This window comes from Bradyrhizobium sp. CCBAU 51765, assembly GCF_015291725.1.
Classification (GTDB): Bacteria; Pseudomonadota; Alphaproteobacteria; order Rhizobiales; family Xanthobacteraceae; genus Bradyrhizobium; species Bradyrhizobium liaoningense.
Genome location: NZ_CP030038.1, coordinates 5,633,029 through 5,653,185, shown reverse-complemented (window position 1 = coordinate 5,653,185; position 20,157 = coordinate 5,633,029). Strand labels below are relative to the sequence as shown.

Below are 20,157 nucleotides of genomic sequence, written 5' to 3'. Positions count from 1 at the left end.
TACCCGGGCGCATGAGCCAGACATCGATCGAGCGGCTGAGGGAATATCTCGCGCAGCTCCCGCCGCAGGCGCAGGCCCTGCTGATGCGAGAGTTCGAGCGCGCGCTGGAGCGCGGCCAGGATACGGCTGTCGCGACCCTGGTGCTCGAGCAGCTGCGCAGCATCGTCCGCAAGACCGAAGCCGATGAAGCCGCGCCGCCGCGCACGGACGATCTGTCGCGGTTGCTGTTCCAGGTGTTGGAACCGTTCCTGGTCGAGGCGGGTACGCCGATCCGGGTTGGCCAGATTCGCCGCTCTTCGCTCCAGCCGATCTGGCAGTGGCTCGGCCGTGACGGCGCACCGGACAAGGTGAACGAATTCGAGGCGCTGCTGTCGCGCATGCCGCCCGACAATGCAGGGCAGGTCGAAGCCCTGGCCTCGAGGCTCCAGGCGGTGGCCGCGGATGCCATCTTCGAGCTGACGGGACCGGGCGGAGGCGACAAATCGCGCGCTTTGGCCCGTGTCGGACCGCCGAACGTGATCGAGGATCTCTATTCGATTGGTGCAATACTCCAGGTCCGCGAGGCCATCGCCACCGTGAACGAGCGGCTGCCGCGCTTCCTGCGCACCTTCGGCGATCCCCAGATCGCCTCGGTGACGTCGGCGCTCAACATTCCCGCGCTTCAGACGCCGCAGATGCTGCCCTTCGCGCTCTCGATGGTCGTGCAGCGGATGACCGCCCCCTGGCAGATCATCCGCCTCGCCATCAAGATTGCCGCGTCCGACGACGAGATACGAGTCGCGGCAACCCCTTATGGCGTTGCCGTCACGATCGCGCTGCATGATTTGTCCTGCGTGGCCGCGATCCTTCGCATGGACATCAAGCGCGGCCATTTCGACAACGTCGCCGACAATCTCAAGACGCTGCACGACGGCGTGCGCGGTCTGCGCACCGAGCTCGACCTGCGCAACGATTCCGCCTGGGGCAAGCAGTTGACGTCGATCCGCGCCGACATCTCCAATGCGCTGCAGTCCGAAATCGACAGTGTTCCCGGCCGCGTTCGCCGCATCCTGCGCCAGCGCCCCGAGAAGGACATTCCGCCGGGCGCGAGGATCGACAGCACAGAGGTGGAGGAAGCGGTGGCGCTGATCGACTTCGTCGCGACCTGCCGCAACTATGCGAGCGAGCTCGCGATCAACGAGGTGACGCTGCGCACCTATTCCGACCTCCAGCAATACGTGGAACGCTCGACCGAGCAGCTGGTGCAGTCGCTGCGTGCCGCCGATCACAAGGTCCGCACCTATCGGCAGCAGCAGGTGCAGGCCGCGATCCGCTTCTGCCAGGTGCTGTTCGGCGGCGATTACGCCTCGCTGATGAGCCGGGCCGCGGAGAACGCACTCACAGGCGAACGCAAATCGTCGCGCGCGGGCTGATTGAGCGCAAATTTCATTATCGCAATTTCTGGTTGACCCTATCGCTCGCGCACCGTACGGTCCCCGAGCAAGTCCGGGGAATTTCTATCTGTGGGCGCATGAAACCCGTTATCAGCTCGATCGAGATTGAGAACCGCGTCATCGTTGCCAAGTATCAAAGGCTGATGGTTGGCGCCAAGGTGGTGCTGGTCGAGAAGGCAAGCGATCGGCAATTGCCGGAGACCACCACGAGGGTTGCCTCTCGGGTTCCGGTGGGAGCATTGCGCATCAGATTGCCGGATGCAATCAAGCCGGGAACATACTTCCTGAGGGCCTTCAACGGGCACGGCGAGGATGCGGCGCGAAGCGCGGACTTCGAGATCGGCTAAGCCGTTGGATTTTCAACTCTTCGGGACTGTACGCCGTGCAGCGCTTTGACAATTGTCAATTGCCGCATTGTCCGGCCGTGGTGTAAAGGCACCTATAGGCGCGGTTCGTGCGCTGCCGGAAGCTTGCCAGATGACTCTATGGTTCGTGTTCGCGCTGATGACGGTCGCGGCGATTTTCGCCGTGCTCTGGCCGCTTGGCCGCAGTAGCGGCGCGCAAGATCAGGGCAGCGAGGTCGCGGTCTACAAGGACCAGTTGGCCGAGGTCGAGCGTGACCTCGCCGCAGGACTGATTCCGGCGCCGGAGGCCGAGGCTGCGCGCGTCGAGATCAGCCGCAGGCTGCTCGCGGCGGCAGCCAGCGAGCCGGCAATGGCGCCGAAGTCGAACCTCAAATGGCGCCGTGCGGCAGCCGTGCTGGCGCTCGCCGGCCTGCCGCTCGTTGCGGTCGCCGTCTACATGCCGCTCGGCTCACCCAAGCTTCAGGACTTTCCCCTGGCGCAGCGGGAGCGCGGGTCGGGCATGGCGCAATCGCTCGAGAGCCTCGTCGTTCAGGTCGAGCAACATCTGGAAAAGAATCCGACCGACGGGCGTGGCTGGAATGTGCTCGCGCCGGTTCTGGAGCGGCTCGGCCGCTTCGACGATGCGGTGCGCGCCTATCGCAACTCGCTCACCTACAATGGTGAGAGTGCGGAGCGCCGCTCCGATCTCGGCGAAGCGATCTCGGCCGCTGCCGGCGGCGTGGTGACCGCCGACGCCAAGGCCGAATTCGAGCGAGCACATGCCTTGAACGCCGACGATCCCAAGGCGAACTACTTCCTGGGTCTTGCCGCCGAGCAGGACGGCCGCAAGGACGATGCGGCCAATATCTGGCGCGCGCTGCTTGCGAAGGCGCCTGCGGATGCGCCGTGGCGTGCCCTGGTGCAGTCCTCGCTGGCGCGGGTCGGTGGCGGCACGATGCCGGCGCTGTCCGATGAGACGATTGCTGCCTCCAAGGATATGGCCGAAGGTGATCGCAACGCGATGGTGCGCGGCATGGTCGATCGTCTGGCCACGCGGCTGAAGCAGAACGGTGACGATGTCGAGGGTTGGCTGCGCCTGGTGCGTGCCTATCTCGTGATGGGCGAGCGAGACAAGGCGATGGGGGCATCGGCCGATGCCCGGCAGGCGGTCGCCAGCGACGCCGAGCGGCTGCGCCAGCTCAACGACGGCCTCAGGACTCTCGGGCTCGGCGGATGACGATTTCGGGACGAGAGATGCGGAGAACGGATACGCCATGACGCGCAAGCAGCGACGTATGACCATCATCGGCGGCTCGCTCGCCGTGCTCGCGCTCGCGGCCGCGCTGGTGCTCAACGCATTGCGCGACTCCATCGTGTTCTTCTCGACCCCGTCCATGGTCGCCGAGAAGCATATCGAGCCCGGCAAGCGGTTTCGCCTCGGCGGCCTGGTGCAGCCCGGCTCGCTCCAGCGCGGCGACAATCTGGCGGTGACTTTCGAGGTCGCCGACGGCAGTGCCAAGCTGCCGGTCGCCTACAAGGGCATCCTGCCCGACCTGTTCCGCGAAGGGCAGGGCGTGGTCGCCGAAGGCGCACTCGACGCCAACGGCGTGTTCAAGGCCGATACCGTCCTTGCCAAGCACGACGAGACCTACATGCCCAAGGAGGTCGCCGATGCCCTGAAGAAGCAGGGGCACTGGAAGGACGATTACGGCGGCAAGGCGTCCGAAGGCACCAAGCCTGCGGCCACGACTGCACAGGGCAATCCGCAAGGAGCGATGCGGTGATCGCAGAATCCGGACATTACGCGCTGGTGCTGGCGCTCGGGCTCGCGTTGATTCAGTCCATCGTGCCCCTGGTCGGCGCGCGCCTGCGCGATGCAGCTCTGATGAATGTGGCGCGCTCCACGGCGCTGGCGCAGCTCCTGTTCGTCGGTGTGTCGTTCGCAGCGCTCGTGATGCTGCACGTGAATTCGGATTTCTCCGTCGCCAACGTGTACGAGAACTCGCACTCGGCGAAGCCGCTGCTCTACAAGATCACGGGCGTGTGGGGGAACCATGAAGGCTCGATGCTGCTGTGGGTGTCGATCCTCGCGCTGTTCGGCGGATTGGTCGCTGCATTTGGAAACAATCTGCCGCTGTCGCTGCGCGCGCATGTGCTCGCCGTGCAGGCCTGGATCGCCAGCGCCTTCTACCTCTTCATCCTGGTGACATCGAATCCGTTCCTGCGCATCGCCAATCCGCCGATCGAGGGACGCGATCTCAATCCGGTGCTGCAGGACATCGGTCTGGCCGTGCATCCGCCGATGCTCTATCTCGGCTATGTCGGCTTCTCGATCTCGTTTTCCTTCGCCATTGCGGCGCTGATGGAGGGACGGATCGACGCCGCCTGGGCGCGCTGGGTGCGGCCCTGGACGCTGGTCGCCTGGATCTTCCTGACGCTCGGCATCGCCATGGGCTCGTACTGGGCCTATTACGAGCTCGGCTGGGGCGGCTGGTGGTTCTGGGATCCGGTCGAGAACGCTTCGCTGATGCCGTGGCTCGCCGGCACTGCGCTGCTGCATTCCGCGCTGGTGATGGAGAAGCGCAATGCGCTGAAGGTCTGGACGATCCTGTTGTCGATCCTGACCTTCTCGCTGTCGCTGCTCGGCACCTTCCTGGTGCGCTCGGGCGTCATCACCTCCGTGCATGCCTTCGCCACCGATCCCACCCGCGGCGTGTTCATTCTGCTGATCCTCTGCCTGTTCATCGGCGGCAGCCTTGCGCTGTTCGCGGGTCGCGCCACCTCGTTGAAGCAGGGCGGCCTGTTCGCGCCGATCTCGCGCGAGGGCGCGCTGGTGCTGAACAATCTCTTGCTCACGGTGGCCTGCGCGGTCGTGCTATTCGGCACGCTCTATCCGCTGGCGATGGAGATGCTCGCCGATTTCAAGATGTCGGTCGGCGCCCCCTTCTACAATCTCACCTTCGCCCCGCTGTTTGCCCTGTTGCTGCTCGCGGTGCCGTTCGGGCCGATGCTGGCGTGGAAGCGCGGCGATCTGCTCGGCGTCATGCAGCGCCTGCTCGCGGCGGGCGTTGCCGGCCTCGTCGCCGTCGCCATCGCCTGGGGCTGGGCAACTGGCGGCAGCACGCTGGCGCCGCTCGCGATCGGGCTCGGCGTCTTCGTCATTGCCGGCGCCGTGACCGACATCGTCGAGCGGACGGGCCTGGTCCGCCTGCCGTTCGCGACGGTGCTGCACCGGGCGCGCGGCCTGCCGCGATCGGCCTGGGGCACGGCGTTTGCGCATGCCGGCCTCGGCGTCGCGCTGATCGGGATCGTCTGCGAGACCACCTGGAACAGCGAACACATTGCGACGATGAAGCCGAACGACGTCGCTCACGTCGCCGGCTACGACCTGAAGCTCGACGGGCTGTTTCAACGCCAGGGCCCGAACTACCGCGAGATGATCGCCGAGTTCAAGATCAGCCGCGATGGCGAGGCGCTCACGGTCATGACGCCGTCGAAGCGCAGCTTCACCACGCGCGGCTCGTCGACGACCGAGGCCGCGCTGCTGACGCGCGGTGCGAGCCAGCTCTACGTCTCTCTCGGCGACGCCACCGCCGAAGGCGCGATCGCCGTGCGCATCTATTACAAACCCATGGTGCTGCTGATCTGGTGGGGGCCGGTACTGATGGCGTTCGGCGGCATGCTCTCGCTCTCCGATCGTCGTCTGCGCGTCGGCGCGCCGAAGCCGGCGCGAGCCAAGCAGCGCCTCCAGCCCGCGGAATGATCCTATGCGCCGCATGATGGCCGCGTTCGTCGCGTTGATGCTGCTGGCGTTGCCTGCGGCCCACGCCGTCCAACCCGACGAGATCATGTCGGACCCCGCCAAGGAATCGCGCGCGCGGGAGCTGTCGCGCGAGCTGCGCTGCATGGTCTGCCAGAACCAGTCGATTGACGATTCCGACGCCCCGCTGGCACGCGACCTGCGGCTCCTGGTGCGCGAGCGCATCGCCGCCGGCGACAGCAATTCCCAGGTGCTCGACTTCCTGGTGGCGCGCTACGGCGAGTTCGTGCTGCTGAAACCGCGCTTCGAACGGCAGAATCTCCTGCTGTGGCTGCTCGGGCCGGTGCTGCTGATCGGCGGGGCCCTGGCGCTTTGGCTGCAGATCCGGCGCCGCGCGCGAAGCGGTGCAGACGTACCGGCGCCGCCGCTCACGCCCGAGGAGGAGGCACGGCTCGCCGCGTTGATGTCGGACGATGCCAAATCTTCCTGACGTCCAACCATAAAACGAAACGGAAGCCCGCGGCCGCTGCCGCGCGCTTCATGCTATGTTGACCTTTGTCTGGAAGCTTGTGGCGAGATCGATTCCAGCCTCCGAGTCCTCCTGATGTTCGCGAACAGCAATCTGACGATCCGCTTCCTGGTCGGTGCCGTCGTCGCTGCGTTATTGTTCCTGCTAGGCATCGGCGGCGGCACCGGCTTCATCGCGGTGCTCTATCTCAACAACGAGATCACCAGCCTGTCCTCGGACTTCGCCTCGCTGAGCGGCCCCGTGCGCGACCACGCCATGCAGATCTACCAGCAGGCGCAGACCGCGTTCTCCTGGTTCCTGGTCGCCTGCGGCGTGATCGCTGTCCTCGCCGCCGCGATCTGCCTCACCACCTGGTTCGCCGTGCGCAACGGCATCCTCACCCCCTTGGCAGCGATCGTGCATGCCATGCGCGAGGTGGCCGACCAGAAATTCGAGACCGCCGTTCCCGGGCTCGGACTCACCAACGAGATCGGCCTGCTCGCCGGCGCGCTGGAGGTGTTCAAGACCAACGGCCTCGAGCGACGCCGCCTCTCCGAGCAGCAACTGCACGAAGCACGGCATCAGGCCGAGCGGTCGAAATTCCTGGACGATCGGATCAGGCGTTTCAACGATCTCGTCGCCAGCGTCGTCGACAGTGTGGCGTCATCGGCCGTGCATCTGAAGACCAATGCCGAGACGCTGTCGCGGACGGCCAACGACACCAGCACCAAGGCAAATGCGGTCGCGAGCGCCGCGAACCAGGCCAGCACCAGCGTGCAGACGGTCGCGGGCTCTGCCGAGGAGATGACGAATTCGATCGGCACGATCAGCCGCCGCGTCACCGACGCGACCCAGCGCGCGGAGGGCGCGGCGTCGCAGGCGGAGAAGAGCCGCGATACCATCCACACGCTGTCGGATGCCGCCGACAAGATCGGCGAGGTCGTCCAGCTCGTGCAGGCGATCGCATCGCAGACCAATCTCCTGGCGCTCAATGCCACCATCGAGGCGGCGCGGGCAGGGGAGGCCGGCAAGGGGTTTGCCGTGGTCGCGTCCGAGGTGAAGAATCTGGCGCATCAAACCAGCAAGGCGACGGAGGAGATCACCTCCCATGTCGCCAGCATCCAGGGCATCACCGCGGAGACCCGCGGCGCGATCGACGGCATCTCCAAGACGCTGTCGGAGATTTCGTCCATCATGTCCGGCATCGAGGTCGACACCGCCCAGCAGCGCAACGCCACGCAGGAGATCACGCGCAGTGCGCAGGATGCCGCGCGCGGCACCCTCGACGTCTCCAACCACATCGTCCAGATCACCTCGACTTCCGCGGAGACCGGCCGGATGGCCGCAGAGGCGCGGGATTCGGCGGTTGACCTGTCGCAGCAGGCCGAGACCCTGAAGCGCGAAGTCGACGAGTTCATCGTCAGCGTCAGGGCGAGTTGAGAGCGCCAAATATCGCGCTCAGGCGCAGTTCCAGGAATTCGGTTAAGTTCCTGTAGGACCACGATTTTCGGCGTGCGCCGAACTGCCGCATCCACGCACCCCTTCATTACGAAAGTTTAACCCCGCCGCCAGCGCACGGTAAGGCGCGAGCCCCCATGTTCAGGTTCGTAAGGTGCTGGCATCCCGCACCAAAGAAATTCAAGGCCCTGGAGATTTCTGCATGACCGAACGTCCCGACCTTTCGAACCTTCCGTCGTACCGGCAGCCGCGCCGGTCGGTGTTCTCTGCGCGCAAGCTCGCGCTGATGGCCTCGGTCGTCGCCGGCCTCGGCGCGGCTGTCTACGGCTTCAGCCCTTCGACCTCGCCGGCGGACCTGTTCTCGAGCCCGGCGCATGCGCAGGTCAACAACGAGGTTCGCAAGGTCGAGCGTCCGGTCGGTTTTGCCGATATCGTCGAGCGCGTGAAGCCGTCGGTGATCTCGGTGAAGGTCAACATCAAGGAGAAGATCGCGAGCAATGATGACGGCGATGATTCCACCTCGCCGTTCCAGCCGGGCTCGCCGATGGAACGCTTCTTCCGCCGCTTCGGCGGTCCGGATGGCATCCCCGGCCTGAAGGGCGGAGGTCGTGGCCGCGTCGTGCAGGGCCAAGGCTCCGGCTTCTTCATCTCGGCCGACGGCTATGCCGTGACCAACAACCACGTGGTCGACGGCGCCGACAAGGTCGAGGTCACCACCGATGACGGCAAGACCTACACCGCCAAGGTGATCGGTACCGACCAGCGCACTGACCTCGCCTTGATCAAGGTCGAGGGCGGCTCGAACTTCCCGTTCGCCAAGCTCGCCGACAGCAAGCCGCGGATCGGCGACTGGGTGCTTGCGGTCGGCAATCCCTTCGGCCTCGGCGGCACCGTGACCGCGGGCATCGTTTCGGCCAGCGGCCGCGATATCGGCAACGGGCCCTATGACGACTTCATCCAGATCGACGCGCCCGTGAACAAGGGCAATTCCGGCGGTCCCGCCTTCGATACCAACGGCGAGGTGATGGGCGTCAACACCGCGATCTACTCGCCGTCCGGCGGCAGCGTCGGCATCGCGTTCTCGATTCCGGCCAACACCGTCAAGAGCGTGGTCGCGCAGCTGAAGGACAAGGGCTCGGTCAGCCGCGGTTGGATCGGCGTGCAGATCCAGCCCGTGACCTCCGACATCGCAGACAGCCTCGGCATGAAGAAGGCCGAAGGCGCGCTGGTGGCGGAGCCGCAGGCCAACGGTCCGGCCGCCAAGGCGGGCATCGAGTCCGGCGACGTGATCACGGCGGTCAACGGTGAATCCGTCAAGGACGCCCGTGAGCTCGCCCGCACCATCGGCGGGATGGCGCCCGGCGCGACCGTGAAGCTCAACGTGCTCCACAAGGGCCAGGACAAGGTCGTCAACCTCACCCTGGGCCAGTTGCCGAATACGGTCGAGGCCAAGGCCGACATCGACAAGGACAGTGGCAAGGGTGCCAGCCGCGGCACCGACGTGCCCAAGCTCGGCATGACGGTGGCGCCCGCCAATTCCGTCGCCGGTGCCGGCAAGGAAGGCGTCGTGGTCACCGAGGTCGATCCGAAGAGTGCCGCGGCCGAACGCGGCTTCAAGGAAGGCGACGTGATCCTCGAGGTCGGCGGCAAGAGCGTCGCCACCGCGGGCGAAGTCCGTGATGCCATCAACGCGGCGCGGACCGACAACAAGAACAGCGTCCTGATGCGCGTGAAGAGCGGCGGCCAGTCGCGCTTCGTCGCGGTGCCCCTCGCCAAGGGCTGAGGCTTTCAGGAGGCCTACGAGATGAAGGGTATCGCCGGCATCAGTCGCCCCCGCCGCCGGTGCCCTTCGGGGAAGCAGCGCAACGCTGGCTTCCCCTGTCTACCTTCCGGTGGAATTACGCCCCCCTCCGTCGGAAGGCCTAGGGCGGTGAGGTCCCCCCAGCTTCACCGCCCGCCTTTTTCCTGCTTCGAGACTCTCCCGCCCGGCTTGCATGCCGTTGCCGCTCGCGCCATGTTTAGAGAAGGTTGACCTCCTTGACCGCCGCCGAACGCACGATGCGCCTCCTCATCATCGAAGACGACCGCGAATCCGCCGACTACCTCGCCAAGGCGTTTCGCGAAGTCGGACACATTGCCGACCACGCCGCTGACGGCGAGGAAGGCCTCGCCATGGCCGAAAGCGGCGATTACGACGTGCTGGTGGTCGATCGCATGCTGCCCAAGCGCGACGGCCTGTCGCTGATCGGCGCACTGCGCGACAAGGGCAACACGACGCCGGTACTGATTCTCTCCGCGCTCGGGCAGGTCGACGACCGCATCAAGGGCCTGCGTGCCGGCGGCGACGATTATCTGCCGAAGCCCTATTCTTTCGCCGAACTCCTGGCCCGTGTCGAAGTGCTGTCGCGCCGCCGCGGCGGCCCGGCCGAGGACACGCTCTACCGCGTCGGCGACCTCGAGCTCGACCGGCTGTCGCATCGCGTCGCCCGCGGCAAGGACGAGCTGACGCTCCAGCCGCGCGAATTCCGCCTGCTCGAATATCTGATGAAGCACGCCGGCCAGGTGGTGACGCGCACCATGCTGCTCGAGAACGTCTGGGATTATCATTTCGATCCGCAGACCAACGTGATCGACGTGCACATTTCGCGGCTCCGCTCCAAGATCGACAAGGGTTTCGAGCGCCCGCTGCTGCACACGATCCGCGGCGCCGGATACATGATCCGTGACGGGATCAGATAAGGCCGAGTGATCGTTTCACTTTTTCAAGTGTCATGATTTTGGATTGCCGGATTGGCCAGATCCGATCCTTCCGACTCTGATCGCCGCAGGGGATGAGCCCGCTTAATCGCGCACCCGAAGGTCGGTGGCGATGAAATGCGTAGTGGTTGGAGCGCCCGATGCGTCGAAGCCGCGGATCGCATCCTGGATGACACGGTCAGCGTTTGTCACGCGCTGGTGCTGCCTAAGGTGCTCGAGCCACGAGGCTACCTTGAATGTCTCGAGGTAGCGACCGCTCGCGGCGGCGTCTTCGAAGAGATCCCACGAATAGGCCCCGTCGCGCCGTCGTTGCTGCTCCAGGCCGGCGATCGCATGCAGAAACGATTCTCGCTTGGCCGGATCGATCCGGTATTCCACCGTGATCAACACGGGACCGCGATCACTGTCGGGATCATTCGAGAAGACTGGTGCGGGCCAATGCATTGAAGGCGCGAGATCCTGCCCCGCCCCTGATTGGAGCTTCCATCCCCAGGTGAGCGCGATCCCGGCGATCGCGGCGGCTGCGGCCGCAAAGTGGGCACCGGGCAAGCCCACCGTGGAGGCAAGCTGTCCCCAGACGGCGCTGCCAGCGGTCATCGCGCCGAAGAACACCGTTACGAACATCGCCAGTCCTCGTCCGCGCACCCAATCCGGCAGGGAGACCTGGACGGATACGTTCAGCGAAGACAGGACCGCGATCCAGGACATGCCGGCGAGAACGTACCCCAGCAGTCCCATCGCGGGCCGCTGCGCGAGACCTATCAGGACGAGACTGACCGTCGTGCCCAATGTGCCTGCAGCGACCAGGCGGTCAGCATCGAGGGCGGCTTTGGCCGCCGGCAGCGCGAAAGCTCCGATCACTGCACCAACTCCGATTGCGCCGAGCAGGATGCCGTAGAGCGCGGGACCGCCCGCGATCTGGTCGCGAGCGACGAGAGGAAGCAGCGCCCAATACGCGCTCGCGCAGAAGAAGAACGCGACAGCTCTGACGAGCGTCGCGCGGAGCTCTATTGTACCGGACGTGACGCAAGCCGATGAGCATTGCGCCCAGCAGCCTCTCTGGAGGAAGCCGGCTCGCCCGCGATGATTGCGGATTCCACCAGAGCAACGCCCCGATCACGGCGAAATTGCTGAGGGCGTTGATCCAGAATGGAGCAGCGATACCCAGAACGCCGATCAACGCGCCGCCGAGGGCCGGACCGATTGCGCGGCTGACGTTGACCCCGACCCCGTTGCTCGCCACCGCTGCTGGCAGGGCCGGCTTCGGCACCAGTTCTGGCACGATGGATTGCCAGGCCGGGGCGGTAAGCGCGGCGCCCACCCCAAGCGCGAATGTGAAGAAGAGAAGCATGGCCGGGCTCATGAGCTTCATCCAAACCAGAAGCGCACTTGCTGCCGCGACCACGGTCAGGGCGATCTCGCAGCCGATCAGGAAGCGGCGTTTGTCGACGATATCGGCCAACGCCCCGGCCGGGAGGGCAAACAGGAACATCGGGAGACTGCTCGCGACCTGAACCAGCGAGACGATGAGCGGATCGGGACTGAGGCTCGTCATGAGCCAGCCGGATGCCGCGTTGTACATCCACGTTCCAGTATTGGCGATGACAGTGGCGATCCAGACGACACTGAAGGCTCTGTGCCGAAAAGCTATCCATGGGGAGGCGCTGACGGCCTCTGGGGACTCGGGCTTTTCGGTAGGAGGCATGCTGCTCAACTGACTTCCTGCTGTATCGTCTCGCTGCGGGAGGGCGATCGCTTCATTCATGAGGCGGATTCAGAACTGTGGTGTAGTTGGCGGGTATCCACTCGAAGTGCCCGTCGGCCGATCGGATGTGCCCTAGGCCAGGGAAAGCGATGTGCGCCGCTGCGACCCAGCTACCGTCCTGGGCGGACTTCGCAAACACTTTCGTTCGTTCGGCCTCCGCGGACATTGGATCGCTGTCATACGTTACGGTGACGCTGGGGTCGGGAAACTGGATCGGGGCGACATGAACCAGATCACCCCAGACCAGCAGCCGTTGCCCGTCGCTGACGACCGCGAACGACGTATGACCTCGCGTGTGACCCGGGGTAGGGACGGCACGGATCCCAGGCGACAACTCCTGTTCATGGACGAACGTCCGGACGCGTCCGGAATCCATATAGGGCTTCAGCGACGCTCGGTCGCCCTCGAACATGGGCCTCAGGAATTTCGGCGCCTCGTTTTCGTTCTTGGCATCGAGCCAGTAGTCGAGATCCTTCTGGTTGACGCGAACGATCGCGTTCGGAAAGGCCGGCTTGCCGTGTGGGGCGATGCCTCCGACATGATCCGCGTGAAGGTGCGTCAGATAGATCTCGTCGATCTGTTCCGGCCTATAGCCGGCCGCTTGCAAGTTTTCCGGCAGATGTCCGCAGCAGGCGCCGTAAAGGCTGCCGGCGCCGCTGTCGATCAGGATGAGCTTGTTGCCTGTGTTGATGAGGAAAGCGTTGATCGAGCCCTCGAGCGGTATTCCGAGACTCGCGTCGGCGAGAAGAGCATCCGCCAGGCCCGGGTGAGCGTCATTCAGCATCACCGCACGTCGCTCGCCGCCCGCTTGCGTCTCGTTGCGGGTCATCACTGTCGGAACGGGGAAAACGTGCGTGCCGTCGAGCAAGGCTGTGATCTCGAAGCGCCCCAGCATCATTCGGTAGAAGCCGGGAGCCTGGGTTCTCACTTGCGGCGCCTCCGCTACCGCGGCATCGGGGCTGGCCAGCAGGAGGAGCCATGGCAGCGTAGCGAACCAGGAGAATCGCATGTTGTCCTCTTGTCCCGATCTTACGGAGCGCAGTCGCCGGCGGAACGAGAACGATTCGGCCACCGCGTGCGCATCATCCGGCGATGAAGCCGGCCTTTCTTGTCTGAGTTGAAGGCGTATTGGACTTTCTCGCCGGACGCTCAGCCTTTCCAACCGTCGAGGAAGTCGAGCAGCAGCTTGTTGACGACCTCGGGCTGTTCCTCCTGGGGAAGATGACCGCAGCGCTGGATAGGAGCCGTGGTGAGATTGTCCGCCATTTCGCTCCAGATCGCCTTCATGTCGAAGAGGCCGCCGACCGCGGCGAAGTCTTCGCCCCAAAGCGACAGGACGGGACACTCGATCTTCTTGTCGGCATCGACGAGATCCTGCGCGACGTCTTCGGCGCTGGCGCGATAGTCGGCCATCGCGCCGCGGACGGCACCCGGCGCCTTGTACGCTTTCACGTAGGTTTCGAACGCCTCGCCGGTGATCGTCGAAGGATCGTGACACCAATCTGAGAAGAAGTGGCGGAGCCAGAGGTCTTCCCGCCCCGAGATCAGCGCCTCCGGAAGATCCGGAATCTGGTGGAACATGAAGAACCAATACTGTCGTGCGATGCGAGCGTTCATCTCGCGGGCTACGATCCGAGTCGGGACGTTGTCCATCACGACCAGCCGGTCGACGAGATCGGGATGGTCCTTGACCAGCCGCGTCGCCACGCGCGCGCCGCGGTCGTGCCCAACCAGCGCGATCCGCCCGATACCCAATTCGGTCAGGAGCGCGACGATGTCGTTCGCCATGGTTCTCTTGTCATAGCCGCTCGCCGGCTTGTCGGTCTCCCCGTATCCTCGCAGGTCCGGGGCGATGACGCGGTAGCGGGAAGCCAGCGGCGGAATCTGGAAGCGCCAGGCAAAGCTTGTTTCCGGGAAGCCGTGCAGCAGGACAACGGGCGGGCCTTCTCCAGCCTCAAGGTAGAACTGCCTGATGCCGTTCGCACGGCACGTCTTGGTGTGAATTTCGGTCAAGGGTCGGATCTCGCGCTGCATTCTCGAAATCGAAGCATCCGCCGGCACGCCGAGAACCGATTGAAGGATCTGGCTGCGGTTTGTACGATTGCGTCGGCCCGAAGGGGCTGAACGCTGCAATCTGCGAGGATGGTCCGTCCGGCTGTCGCGAAATCGGTAAAGAGTCCAAGACTGGCTGAATTTTTGGCTGTTGTGTATTCCGAAAGATCGCGACCGGCACGAAACCAACTTGCCGGATATGCCGTAATTCGGACTGTAGCAAATGGGAAGTGGGGGCCCTGATTGGATGGTATCCACGTGAGCGCGCGGGGGCTACACCACGTCACGGCGATCATCGGTGACGTCCGTCGCTCGACCGAATTTTATGGCAAAGTGCTGGGTTTGAAGCGCGTCAAGAAGACCGTCTGCTATGACGATCCTGGCAGCTATCATCTGTATTATGGAAATGACGCCGGCAGTCCTGGTTCGGTGATGAGCACGCTGGCCTGGAGCTGCGTCACGCCTGGAATGGTCGGCGTCGGCGAAGTCGTGCAGACGGCTTTCCGCGTCCCGCCCGGGTCGCTCGAAGGTTGGTCGGAGAGGCTCAAGTCCTTGGATGTTGCCTGCCGGATGGAAGTTTCGCCCTTCGGCGAGCGTATGGTCTGCACCTTCGATCCGGACGGCACGGCCATCGCGCTCGTGGAATCGGCCAATGGCGCGGCTGGCGATGTTGGCGCTCTAACGCCCAGCGGCCTCCAGGGCGTCACACTCGACGTCAGGGAAGAGGATATGACTGCGGACATCCTTCAGGATGTGTTCGGATTCACGCCGGTCGCGCGAGGCGAGCGGTCGGTCCGTTTCGTCGCGCACGATGGGGCCGGCGGTTCGCTCACCTTGAGGACCGTAGGCAAGGCTTCTCGGGGTAGACTTGGCGGCGGTACCATCCGGCACGTCGCCTTCCGCGCCTTGGACGAAGCCGATCGGTCCGTGATGGTGCAGAAGCTCCGATCTGTTTACGACATTTCGGTCAGCGCGCCCATCGAGCGAACCTACCTCACTGCCGTCAGCTTCAGGGCCCCTTGCGGAGTGCTGTTCGAGATCGCAACCGACGGACCGGGATTTGCGGTCGACGAGCCTGCCGAACGCCTTGGCGAGCGTCTGATGCTTCCAGGCTTTCTGGAGGAACGTCGGCAGGAATTGCAGATGATCTTGCCATCACTGGACTAGCGGCGGCTCGTTCGGAGGCCACTGTCTATTTGGTGTGGCGGAGCAGAAAGGTCCAATTCGCCTTCCGAAGGCACAAGAAGACGACATGACGCTCTCCTACGTCTGGCTCCTATCGTCCACTTGGATCTGAAAGGAGCTCATTATCATGCATAGTGCCTCGTCGGCCGGCCCCACCGTCGTTCTGGTTCACGGCGCCTGGGCGGACGCCTCGAGCTGGCGGCTCGTCATTCCGCGCCTCTTGCATCAAGGCATTGCTGTCGTGGCCGTGCAGAATCCGACGACGTCGCTTGCACAGGACGTCTCCGTCACGAAGCAGGCGCTCGCCGCGATCAAGGGACCGGTCGTCCTTGTCGGCCATAGCTGGGGCGGTGCAGTGATCACCGAGGCCGGAAACGATCCGAAGGTCAAGGCGCTGGTCTATGTCGCGGCGTTCGCCCCCAAAGCCGGCGAATCGGTCGGTGATCAGGTCGGGGCGCATGCGTCTCCGTCGGCACTGTCCAGAATCGTCGACAGCGGCGACGGCTTCCTCAAGCTGAGCGAGGAGGGGTGGATCAGCGACGTGGCCCAGGATCTTCCGGCGAAAGACGCGCGCGTCTTGTCGGTCGTCCAGGCGCCGCTGTCCAAGACGACATTTGGTGAGAAGATCACCGCCGCTGCCTGGGGCTCGCGGCCGACCTGGTACATCGTTTCCGCCGACGACCGGGCCGTGAGTGTCGAACTGCAGCGCAATCTCGCGGTGGCGATGAAGGCGAAGACGACCGAACTGAAGGCAAGTCACATGTCCTTGCTGTCGATGCCGGAGGCGGTCGCGGCGGTCATCGTCGATGCCTTCAACGCCGCGAAGGCGTGAGACCTCGCCCGCCATCTGATGGCTGTCTCCGTCCTTGGCGGGCACGTGCCTGACCGATGTCACGGGCGATCGCTTCGATCGCCCGTGACAATCCTCCATCAGCCCTTGATGAACGCAAGCAGATCGGCGTTGATCGTTTCCGCCTGCGTCGTCGGCATCCCGTGCGGGAATCCCTTATAGGTCTTGAGCACGCCGTTCTTGAGCAGCTTGGCGCTCAACGGCCCAGAGTCCGCGTAAGGGACGATTTGATCGTCGTCGCCGTGCATGACCAGCGTGGGCAGGCTGATTTTCTTCAGGTCCTCGGTGAAGTCCGTTTGAGAGAAGGCCACGACGCCGTCGTAGTGGGCCTTGGCGCTGCCCATCATGCCCTGACGCCACCAGTTCTGGACGATTCCTTCGACCGTTTCCACGCCGGGCCTGTTAAAGCCATAGAACGGGCCTGCCGGCAGATCGCGGTAGAACTGTGCGCGATTGGTCGCGACCTGCTGCTGCAGGCCGTCGAAGACATCCTTCGGCAATCCGCCCGGATTGGTCGCCGTCTTCACCATGATGGGCGGGACGGCAGCGATCAGCACGGCCTTTGCGGCGCGGCTCTCGCCATGGCGCGCGAGGTAGTGAACCACCTCGCCTCCGCCGGTGGAGTGACCGACATGAACGGCATTCTTCAGGTCGAGATGCGCGGTCAGGGCGGCCAGATCGTCGGCGTAGTGGTCCATGTCGTGGCCGTCGGCCACCTGTGCCGATCGGCCGTGACCGCGGCGGTCGTGCGCGATCACGCGAAAGCCCTTCGTGACGAAGAACAGCATCTGCGCGTCCCAATCGTCGGAGGATAGCGGCCAGCCGTGGCTGAATACGATCGGTTGGCCGGAGCCCCAATCCTTGTAGAAGATCTCGACACCATCTTTCGTGGTCATGGCAGGCATTGCTCTCTCCTGGTTCGCCGCCTCGGGCGGTGTCCGTAGACGATAGAGGGCGGCCCGAAGAAACTGCTTGGACGATCTGATCACCCTTTGGACTGGCTTGCGATCCCGGAGCGTCGGCCGTCGAGGCTGCTCCGTCAATTGGCCGCATCTCGCTGATCACCGCGCTGGAGTCCAAGCCACGACAAAATCGTCCAAGCCGCGAAGAGGCTAGTTGCTCACCATGTGGGCGTTCGCAACCATTCCCGGTCGGCCCATCGTAGCTGCCGATCGCAAGGAGCCATCACGATGTCCAAGCTCGAAATGCTCACCCCTGAAAACAGCGCGATTGCATTGATCGATTATCAGCCGGCGATGTTCCAGGGCGTCCAGTCGCACGACCGCCTGGTCACGATGAACAACGTCCAGATACTCGCCAAGGCCGCGAAGCTCTTCAAGATCCCGACCGTGCTGACCACCGTCGCGAGGGACTCCTTCTCGGGGCCGTTTATGCCCGAGGTCACCTCCCTTTTTCCCGGTCACGACATCATCGATCGGACCTCGATGAACTCCTGGCTCGACGCGAATTTCCGCAAGGCTGTGGCCGCGACCGGACGCAAGAAGTTCGTTCTGGCCGGCCTGTGGACCGAAGCGTGCGTGATTTTCCCGACGCTGGACATGATGCGCGAAGGGTTCGAGATCTACATCGCTGCCGATGCATGCGGCGACCTGTCGCTCGAGGCGCACAATCGCGCCATGGAGCGCGCCATCCAGGCTGGCGCCATCCCGATCACCTCGTCGCAATACGCCTACGAACTCCAGCAGGACTGGGCGCGCAGCGAGACCTACGAAGGCATGATGGACATCCAGCGCGAGCATTCGCCTTACGGCATCCAGATTCGCTTCTCGAAGTGGGCGCTCGGCGAACACGCCTCTGAGGGCGGCACCAAGGCGGCCTGAGGCCGGTACCGCAGGCCGGGAGTGATGCCATGAAGATTTATCTGCTCTCGTTGGGCGCCGGTCTTTTGGTCGGCGTGATCTACAGCCTGCTCAACGTACGCTCCCCGGCGCCACCCCTCGTGGCGCTGGTCGGGCTTCTCGGCATCCTCGCCGGTGAGCAGATCGTGCCGGTCGCTCGCCAGCTGTTGGCCGGCAACGGTCTTGCGCGCGCCTGGCACCAGGCGAAATGCGCTCCGCACATGTTCGGCATGTTGCCGGGGCATCACAGCGACCAAGCGAAGGGCGCCTCTTCGCTTGAAGGAACGGAGAAGCATTCATGAACTCGGCGCCTGATATCATCCTGCATCGCGGTCTGTTCACGACGCTCGACCGATCGAACCCGACAGCTTCGGCGGTTGCGATTGCCGACGGCCGTTTCGTTGCGGTCGGCCACGATCACGAAGTCATGAAGCTCGCAGGTTCGTCGACGAAGATCGTCGATCTCAAGGGCCGTCGCGTGCTGCCCGGATTGATCGATAACCATCTCCACATCATCCGCGGCGGTCTCAACTTCAACATGGAGCTTCGTTGGGACGGTGTGCGGTCGCTCGCTGACGCCATGGACATGCTGAAGCGGCAGGTCGCGGTTACGCCGCCGCCGCAATGGGTGAGGGTGGTCGGCGGATTCACCGAGCACCAGTTCGTGGAAAAGCGCCTTCCCACGATCGACGAGCTCAATGCCGTTGCGCCTGACACGCCCGTGTTCCTGCTGCATCTCTACGACCGGGCGATCCTCAATGGCGCCGCGCTGCGTGCCGTCGGCTATGCCAAGGATACGCCGGAGCCGCCCGGCGGCGAGATCGTACGGGACGCGAATGGAAATCCGACCGGGCTGCTGCTGGCGAAGCCGAACGCGAACATTCTCTACGCGACCCTGGCGAAGGGTCCCAAGCTGCCCTTCGACTACCAGGTCAATTCGACCCGGCATTTCATGCGAGAGCTCAACCGGCTCGGCGTGACTGGCGCGATCGATGCCGGCGGCGGCTTCCAGAACTATCCGGACGACTACGCCGTCATCCAGAAGCTCAGCGATGAGGGTCTGCTGACGATCCGCCTGGCCTACAACCTCTTCACCCAGAAGCCCAAGGGCGAGAAGGAAGACTTCCTGAACTGGACGAAGACCTCGAAATACAAGCAGGGCGACGACTATTTCCGCCATAACGGCGCCGGCGAGATGCTGGTGTTCTCGGCTGCCGACTTCGAGGACTTCCGGGTCGCGCGCCCCGACATGCCTCCGGAAATGGAGGGCGAGCTCGAAGAGGTCGTGCGTGTGCTCGTGCAGAACAAATGGCCGTGGCGGTTGCACGCCACCTACGACGAGACGATCTCGCGGGCGCTCGACGTGTTCGAGCGCGTCAACCAGGACATGCCGCTCGAAGGCTTGCACTGGTTCTTCGATCATGCCGAGACGATCTCGGACCAGTCGATTGACCGAATCGCCGCGCTCGGCGGCGGCATCGCCGTGCAGCACCGGATGGCCTATCAGGGCGAATATTTCGTCGAGCGATACGGCGCTGGTGCCGCGGAGGCGACGCCGCCGGTCAGGAAGATCATCGACAAGGGCGTCAAGGTGTCGGCCGGCACCGATGCGACCCGGGTGGCCTCCTACAATCCCTGGGTTTCGCTGTCCTGGCTCGTCACCGGCAGGACCGTGGGTGGACTGCGGATCACTCCGCAGCGCAACTGCCTGGATCGCGAGACCGCGTTGCGGATGTGGACCGAGAACGTTACCTGGTTCTCGAATGAGGAGGGCAAGAAGGGACGCATCCAGGTCGGTCAGCTCGCAGACCTCGTCGTCCCCGATCGCGACTACTTCTCCTGCAGCGAAGCCGAAATCGCCGACACGACGGCGCTGCTGACCATGGTCGGCGGCCGGATCGTGTACGGAGCCGGTGATTTCTCGAAACTGGAGGCGGTTACGCCGCCGGCGGCAATGCCGGACTGGTCGCCCGTTCGCCGCTTCGGTGGCTACGCCGCCTGGGCGGACGACAAGGCGAACGGGAAGCAGGGCAGTCTGGCGATGCGCGCCATGCAGGCGTGCGGCTGCTCGAATTCCTGTGGTGTGCACGGGCACAACCATGCGTCGGCCTTTACGAGCCGCTTGCCGGTCTCGGACCTCAGGAGCTTCTGGGGCGCTCTCGGATGCGCGTGCTGGGCGGTTTGAC

Annotated in this window: 17 protein-coding genes and 1 pseudogene; 14 read left to right on the top strand and 4 right to left on the bottom strand. The window is 64.5% G+C overall.

What is annotated here, in order from left to right; translation table 11 throughout:
- Window positions 1–11 precede the first annotated feature (11 nt).
- The 9 genes from XH96_RS26870 to XH96_RS26830 all read left to right on the top strand — a co-directional run bounded on the left by XH96_RS26870 (window position 12) and on the right by XH96_RS26830 (window position 10,242).
- Window positions 12–1,412: a hypothetical protein gene (locus tag XH96_RS26870; RefSeq protein WP_194388420.1), complete on the top strand. Its 1,401-nt coding sequence runs from the start codon at window positions 12–14 to the stop codon at window positions 1,410–1,412.
- A 98-nt stretch (window positions 1,413–1,510) separates the two neighbouring features.
- A complete protein-coding gene (locus tag XH96_RS26865) occupies window positions 1,511–1,780 on the top strand; it encodes a hypothetical protein (RefSeq protein WP_028177861.1) in 270 nt (89 codons plus the stop codon).
- 130 nt (window positions 1,781–1,910) lie between these two features.
- The gene (ccmI, locus tag XH96_RS26860) at window positions 1,911–3,014 is read left to right on the top strand and encodes a c-type cytochrome biogenesis protein CcmI (protein ID WP_194388419.1); all 1,104 of its coding nucleotides are present in this window, start codon (window positions 1,911–1,913) and stop codon (window positions 3,012–3,014) included.
- A gap of 37 nt (window positions 3,015–3,051) precedes the next feature.
- Complete coding sequence (gene ccmE / locus XH96_RS26855; protein WP_194388418.1) at window positions 3,052–3,561, top strand: cytochrome c maturation protein CcmE; 510 nt, start codon at window positions 3,052–3,054, stop codon at window positions 3,559–3,561.
- Window positions 3,558–5,540: a heme lyase CcmF/NrfE family subunit gene (locus XH96_RS26850; protein ID WP_194388417.1), complete on the top strand. Its 1,983-nt coding sequence runs from the start codon at window positions 3,558–3,560 to the stop codon at window positions 5,538–5,540. The genes ccmE and XH96_RS26850 overlap by 4 nt, the downstream gene beginning before the upstream one ends.
- A 4-nt stretch (window positions 5,541–5,544) precedes the next feature.
- Complete coding sequence (locus tag XH96_RS26845) at window positions 5,545–6,027, top strand: cytochrome c-type biogenesis protein (RefSeq protein WP_131870228.1); 483 nt, start codon at window positions 5,545–5,547, stop codon at window positions 6,025–6,027.
- A gap of 114 nt (window positions 6,028–6,141) precedes the next feature.
- A complete protein-coding gene (locus tag XH96_RS26840) occupies window positions 6,142–7,485 on the top strand; it encodes a methyl-accepting chemotaxis protein (RefSeq protein WP_028177866.1) in 1,344 nt (447 codons plus the stop codon).
- Between the two features lie 220 nt (window positions 7,486–7,705).
- Window positions 7,706–9,286: a Do family serine endopeptidase gene (locus XH96_RS26835; protein WP_194388416.1), complete on the top strand. Its 1,581-nt coding sequence runs from the start codon at window positions 7,706–7,708 to the stop codon at window positions 9,284–9,286.
- 275 nt (window positions 9,287–9,561) lie between these two features.
- On the top strand, window positions 9,562–10,242 hold the full coding sequence (locus XH96_RS26830) for a response regulator transcription factor (protein WP_035676010.1): 681 nt from the start codon (window positions 9,562–9,564) through the stop codon (window positions 10,240–10,242).
- Window positions 10,243–10,344: 102 nt separating this feature from the next.
- On the opposite strand, the pseudogene XH96_RS26825 reads toward XH96_RS26830, so the two are convergent.
- The 3 genes and pseudogenes from XH96_RS26825 to XH96_RS26815 all read right to left on the bottom strand — a co-directional run bounded on the left by XH96_RS26825 (window position 10,345) and on the right by XH96_RS26815 (window position 14,038).
- Window positions 10,345–11,965 (bottom strand): annotated as a pseudogene (locus XH96_RS26825) (MFS transporter).
- A gap of 52 nt (window positions 11,966–12,017) precedes the next feature.
- Window positions 12,018–13,034, bottom strand: coding sequence for an MBL fold metallo-hydrolase (locus XH96_RS26820; protein ID WP_194388415.1), 1,017 nt, complete (start codon window positions 13,032–13,034; stop codon window positions 12,018–12,020).
- 140 nt (window positions 13,035–13,174) lie between these two features.
- Window positions 13,175–14,038 (bottom strand): alpha/beta fold hydrolase, encoded by an 864-nt coding sequence (locus XH96_RS26815; RefSeq protein WP_305853275.1) that lies wholly within the window; start codon window positions 14,036–14,038, stop codon window positions 13,175–13,177.
- 297 nt (window positions 14,039–14,335) lie between these two features.
- Between XH96_RS26815 and XH96_RS26810 the strand changes: the two genes are divergently transcribed.
- A complete protein-coding gene (locus tag XH96_RS26810) occupies window positions 14,336–15,244 on the top strand; it encodes a ring-cleaving dioxygenase (protein ID WP_194394273.1) in 909 nt (302 codons plus the stop codon).
- Between the two features lie 145 nt (window positions 15,245–15,389).
- A complete protein-coding gene (locus XH96_RS26805; RefSeq protein ID WP_194388413.1) occupies window positions 15,390–16,094 on the top strand; it encodes an alpha/beta fold hydrolase in 705 nt (234 codons plus the stop codon).
- Between the two features lie 98 nt (window positions 16,095–16,192).
- Here XH96_RS26805 and XH96_RS26800 read toward each other — a convergent pair whose 3' ends face one another.
- Window positions 16,193–17,017 (bottom strand): alpha/beta fold hydrolase, encoded by an 825-nt coding sequence (locus tag XH96_RS26800; protein WP_194388412.1) that lies wholly within the window; start codon window positions 17,015–17,017, stop codon window positions 16,193–16,195.
- A 285-nt stretch (window positions 17,018–17,302) separates the two neighbouring features.
- On the opposite strand from XH96_RS26800, the gene XH96_RS26795 reads away from it, so the two are divergent.
- The 3 genes from XH96_RS26795 to XH96_RS26785 are packed head-to-tail and all read left to right on the top strand — an operon-like array spanning window position 17,303 to window position 20,156.
- Entirely contained in the window at window positions 17,303–17,953 is a 651-nt protein-coding gene (locus tag XH96_RS26795) for a hydrolase (RefSeq protein ID WP_028181703.1), read from the top strand.
- Between the two features lie 29 nt (window positions 17,954–17,982).
- On the top strand, window positions 17,983–18,273 hold the full coding sequence (locus XH96_RS26790; RefSeq protein ID WP_194388411.1) for a XapX domain-containing protein: 291 nt from the start codon (window positions 17,983–17,985) through the stop codon (window positions 18,271–18,273).
- Window positions 18,270–20,156, top strand: coding sequence for an amidohydrolase (locus tag XH96_RS26785; RefSeq protein WP_194388410.1), 1,887 nt, complete (start codon window positions 18,270–18,272; stop codon window positions 20,154–20,156). Before XH96_RS26790 ends, XH96_RS26785 begins: the two co-directional genes overlap by 4 nt.
- The last annotated feature ends 1 nt before the right edge of the window (window position 20,157 follow it).

Bases quoted from the DNA above. Each gene is read 5' to 3' on its own strand.
- XH96_RS26870 (WP_194388420.1), top strand. From the start codon at position 12: ATGAGCCAGACATCGATCGAGCGGCTGAGGGAATATCTCGCGCAGCTC.
- XH96_RS26865 (WP_028177861.1), top strand. From the start codon at position 1,511: ATGAAACCCGTTATCAGCTCGATCGAGATTGAGAACCGCGTCATCGTT.
- ccmI (WP_194388419.1), top strand. From the start codon at position 1,911: ATGACTCTATGGTTCGTGTTCGCGCTGATGACGGTCGCGGCGATTTTC.
- ccmE (WP_194388418.1), top strand. From the start codon at position 3,052: ATGACGCGCAAGCAGCGACGTATGACCATCATCGGCGGCTCGCTCGCC.
- XH96_RS26845 (WP_131870228.1), top strand. From the start codon at position 5,545: ATGCGCCGCATGATGGCCGCGTTCGTCGCGTTGATGCTGCTGGCGTTG.
- XH96_RS26840 (WP_028177866.1), top strand. From the start codon at position 6,142: ATGTTCGCGAACAGCAATCTGACGATCCGCTTCCTGGTCGGTGCCGTC.
- XH96_RS26835 (WP_194388416.1), top strand. From the start codon at position 7,706: ATGACCGAACGTCCCGACCTTTCGAACCTTCCGTCGTACCGGCAGCCG.
- XH96_RS26830 (WP_035676010.1), top strand. From the start codon at position 9,562: ATGCGCCTCCTCATCATCGAAGACGACCGCGAATCCGCCGACTACCTC.
- XH96_RS26820 (WP_194388415.1), bottom strand. From the start codon at position 13,034: ATGCGATTCTCCTGGTTCGCTACGCTGCCATGGCTCCTCCTGCTGGCC.
- XH96_RS26805 (WP_194388413.1), top strand. From the start codon at position 15,390: ATGCATAGTGCCTCGTCGGCCGGCCCCACCGTCGTTCTGGTTCACGGC.
- XH96_RS26800 (WP_194388412.1), bottom strand. From the start codon at position 17,017: ATGCCTGCCATGACCACGAAAGATGGTGTCGAGATCTTCTACAAGGAT.
- XH96_RS26795 (WP_028181703.1), top strand. From the start codon at position 17,303: ATGTCCAAGCTCGAAATGCTCACCCCTGAAAACAGCGCGATTGCATTG.
- XH96_RS26790 (WP_194388411.1), top strand. From the start codon at position 17,983: ATGAAGATTTATCTGCTCTCGTTGGGCGCCGGTCTTTTGGTCGGCGTG.
- XH96_RS26785 (WP_194388410.1), top strand. From the start codon at position 18,270: ATGAACTCGGCGCCTGATATCATCCTGCATCGCGGTCTGTTCACGACG.